Raw genomic sequence first — 597 nt, forward strand, 5'->3', positions numbered from 1 at the left:
CGGTAGAGTCAGGAAGTGGCGCGGTGTCGTGCGGCGCGCCTGTGGAGCTTGCCAGACGGTCCGTTTCCACTCCCTGCTCATCGAACCGGACATGCAGATCTCCCGCATCCGGCTCTCGGACAAGACATCACGCCTTCACACACGGCGGGCTGCGGCCACGTTAGCCAGACGCACGAGGCCGAAGCGCTCGTATAGCTCAGGGGCGTGATAGGCTCCCTCTCGCCGTCGCCTGGTCTTGTATTTGGCGCGCAGCCACCGACGCAACCGCACCGCTGTGTAGCTGTCGATGGCCCGGTATGCTCTGCTCGTAGTGCCGACCGAGAAGTAGTTGGCCCATCCGCACAGCACCCGGTTCATCTTGGCCACCAGATATGTGGTATCCTGCCATGTACGCGCTCGGTCTGTCAGTTCGTGGATCGTTGCGATCACGCGCTGAATGCTTTTCTTTGATGGCCGGTGGCCCATGTAGGCTTTGCCGGTTTTCGCGGAGTACCTCCGACCGAACGTGTATCCCAGAAAGTCGAACGTCTCGTCCGGCACCTTGCAGATGCGTGTCTTGTCCTCATTCACCGTCAGCTTCAGCTTCTCCATGAGCCC

The 597-nt window shown here is 61.0% G+C and carries 1 protein-coding gene; it reads right to left on the reverse strand.

What is annotated here, in order from left to right; genetic code table 11:
- Positions 1-135: 135 nt before the first annotated feature.
- The coding region (locus JQK15_RS26570; protein ID WP_285236607.1) for a group II intron maturase-specific domain-containing protein at positions 136-597 on the reverse strand (462 nt) is incomplete at its 5' end.

It is taken from the genome of Sphingobium sp. BHU LFT2 (assembly GCF_018604485.1).
Taxonomy (GTDB): Bacteria; Pseudomonadota; Alphaproteobacteria; order Sphingomonadales; family Sphingomonadaceae; genus Sphingobium; species Sphingobium yanoikuyae_A.